This window comes from Cryobacterium sp. Y50 (assembly GCF_002929805.1).
Classification (GTDB): domain Bacteria; phylum Actinomycetota; class Actinomycetes; order Actinomycetales; family Microbacteriaceae; genus Cryobacterium.
On sequence record NZ_PJJM01000026.1, the window covers coordinates 1 to 2,952 of the forward strand.

Consider the following 2,952-nt stretch of genomic DNA (forward strand, 5'->3'; position numbering starts at 1 on the left):
GCATCACACCCACTCAAGCCATGCAACGACTATTGTCAGAGCCAGAAAAACCCATCGTTGCGACGACCGGTTGAATCCGCCAACCCCCTACGGGACACCGTTCACTTAATAACTGAAGACGCTCTGTTGCGCATGAGTTTCATAGACGGAACCGGCCGCTGCTCAGGTCGTGTCGCCTTGGCTAGTTCGTGGATCGCGTCCAGGGGCTCACGCTTTTCAGCTGGACGTTGACGACGCTGGGACCAGCGAGGAGAGTACCAACAGCCGTGAAGTCTTCCTGAGGGAGGATGCTGTCGGTCGGATCGACGCCATTGAACTGTCGAACGTTGACCCGCCCCGATTTTAAGGACGAGAAAACGACCGGTTGCTCAGCGCCCGCATACAGATAGGCGTCGTAGCCGCCGGTCTCTGGCAGTGCGGGAAGTGCTGAAATGGGCGATACGGTGATGGACCAGTCACCCGCGCCAGGCCCGACGGTGATCCAGCCTGCCGGGCCAACGGAGGAGTCAAGGCCATAGGCGACGCTGGCGGAATCGCCTTGATAATCTGCCATGCCAGCCTCGTGGTACGTGCCGTCTTCACCATAAACCTGCGCGCCGGACTGCTCATTGGCCCAGTGGCCGGGGGCCCACGTGATTGTGTAGAAGCCAGATTTAGCGTCGTCGGGAAAGGCAATTTCATCAGCGCCGCTGCCTGTGACGGTGAAAGCCTCGAACGTCCCGAATGTCTTGTCCGCCCACTCCTGAGCAGATTCCTGCGCAGTGAGTTTATCCGTCTGGGCGGGAGTCGAAGAAGCCGACGCTGATGAATCAGGTGCGACAGGTTGCTGTGCTTGGCAGCCGGACAAAACTACAGCCGTTGCGGTCGCTGCGGCCAATACGAATGTCACATTTTTCATAGAATCCCCTTGATATTAGTCGCCTCTCCGCGTTGAGATGACGTCGTCGGGCTGCGTCTTGGCGACCCACTGTTTCAGGTTGAGCTTTGCACTGCCCCAGCTCGATGGACAATTCGACAGTTGCGGTCGCGTGTGCGAGGTCTACGCGTGGGCCGTGCCTCGGACGCAGGCTCTTCAACTTGCGCCGTGACCTTAGGCTGCGGTCCGAACGACAGAGAGGCCCGCGGGGGGAACACCTAACGGGAAGACTGCTTTACTGCCGGGCGACGCCTTCTCAAAGTCAACCTCGACGACCGAAGTTATGTCGATCGAGTAGGTCGGCGGAAGCTCGATATTGACTGGGTCTACCAATAGGTATTGCGTACTAGGCCGGCTACCGGCCACTACGTCATATTCCATTTTTTCGTCCATGACGTTGCATTTGTGGTCGTTCGTGACATGTCTAAGGTGAGGGCAGCACCAATCACCACCATGAAAGGCAGGCGACCATCGATTCTCACGAGAGGTTTGTCGCGATGTATGAAGAGAGCTATTCAGACCTACTTCGATATGTCCGCCGCCGAGGGCACCCCTCTGTCGTTGAGGATGTGGTCGCTGAGACTTTCGCGATCGCGTGGAAGAAACGCCGCACGCTGCCCTCGGAGCCACGAGGATGGCTATTTCTCACCGCATCGAATGTCCTCAAGAACGCCCATCGCGGGCAGGCCCGACAACTGGGCATAGCTATTCGTTCTTATGAGCCAGATGTTGGCCCTGATCTTGATAGTGATCTCGACCTCATCGCCGCCTGGCGTGCCTTATCTCGTATCGATCAAGAGGTCCTCGCCCTCCACCTCTGGGAGGGGCTCTCCGACAGGGAAGGCGCTCAAGTCCTTCGATGCACCCGCAGCGCATACGCCATGCGTTTGACACGGGCCAAACACCGACTCGCAAACTCGGTCCGCGACCTAGGACCCAGCGTGACCGCAGTGACTGCGTGTTTACGAGCTAAGGAAGTTACGTTATGAAGAATATCGATACGATTACCCGCCTAGCTGCTCTCGACCCCGAGCCGGCAAGTCATTTCAGCAACCATGATCGCCAAGTGAAAGCGCGACTCTTTGAGAACCTTGTTTCCGCGCCGGAGGCTTCTCATAGACGATCCCCAATCGGTCGAGCACGACTGGTAGCAGCGGGAGGCCTGTGCGGGTTGCTGATCGTTGGCCTGGCGGCGAGTGTCGCCCTTGAATCGCCAGTACCGTCCACAACACTGGCGATTGGAACCCAACCACTCTCGGCTGCCGACTTAGCTGGATGGACGGCGATACCAGTTCCGAGTTCTCCGGATTCCCCAGTCGAACAAAACTGTTCGGAAACTCTGTCACAAAATTCGCGATCGCCCGGTCCCGTTGAAGTCCTAAGCTCAGATCTGAGGGGAGTCGTCGGTTCAGTAGTTGTGGGCAAGGGCGACGACGTCGCCTGGTGCGTAGGAACCGACAACATCCCCACGTACATACTTCTAGAGTCCGCCGGCTATGAACCCACCTTGCCGCAGGCGGACAGCATCACCTTCGGTCCGGGCGGAGCACGTCTCCCTCCACACGGTTATGGGTTTGCCCTGGGCCGAGTAGGAGCGAACGTAGAAAGCGTGGTCATGCACGAGGACGGACTAGACGTCACCGCAACGATCAGCAACGGCTATTGGTCAGCCTGGTGGCCGAGCGATACTGACGCAACCGTCGTCGATGGCTCATTCACCATCGAAACAAAGTCGGGCGACACCAACACCTCTCGCGCGGAAGACCTGCGCGGCTACCCCTCCAATTGACACACAACACGAGGCTCGGCGGCACGAACAGATCATGCCACGGCTCCGCCCGTAAGCCGGACGGTCACCGAGACACCCGAACACTCACGGAGCATCGACGGCGCTTCGCATAGTTCCGGGAACGCCCTATTCCCGTATGCCCCGCCCGAGAAAATGCCCGGTGAAGGGGGGATAAACGGTACACTCCAGCATGACCGGGATGCTTATCGGCTATGCACGCGTATCCACCAACGACCAAGACCTCAGC

3 protein-coding genes are annotated in these 2,952 nt (G+C 58.5%); 2 read left to right on the forward strand and 1 reads right to left on the reverse strand.

Going from position 1 to position 2,952, the window contains the following annotated elements; genetic code table 11:
• Positions 1-181: 181 nt before the first annotated feature.
• Positions 182-898, reverse strand: coding sequence for a hypothetical protein (locus CXY73_RS00225; protein WP_104176408.1), 717 nt, complete (start codon positions 896-898; stop codon positions 182-184).
• 515 nt (positions 899-1,413) lie between these two features.
• Between CXY73_RS00225 and CXY73_RS23350 the strand changes: the two genes are divergently transcribed.
• Positions 1,414-1,905 carry an RNA polymerase sigma factor gene (locus CXY73_RS23350; RefSeq protein WP_104176410.1) on the forward strand — a complete coding sequence of 164 codons (492 nt, stop codon included), beginning with the start codon at positions 1,414-1,416 and terminating at the stop codon, positions 1,903-1,905.
• Positions 1,906-2,333: 428 nt separating this feature from the next.
• On the forward strand, positions 2,334-2,705 hold the full coding sequence (locus CXY73_RS21265; RefSeq protein WP_146071540.1) for a hypothetical protein: 372 nt from the start codon (positions 2,334-2,336) through the stop codon (positions 2,703-2,705).
• Positions 2,706-2,952: the final 247 nt, after the last annotated feature.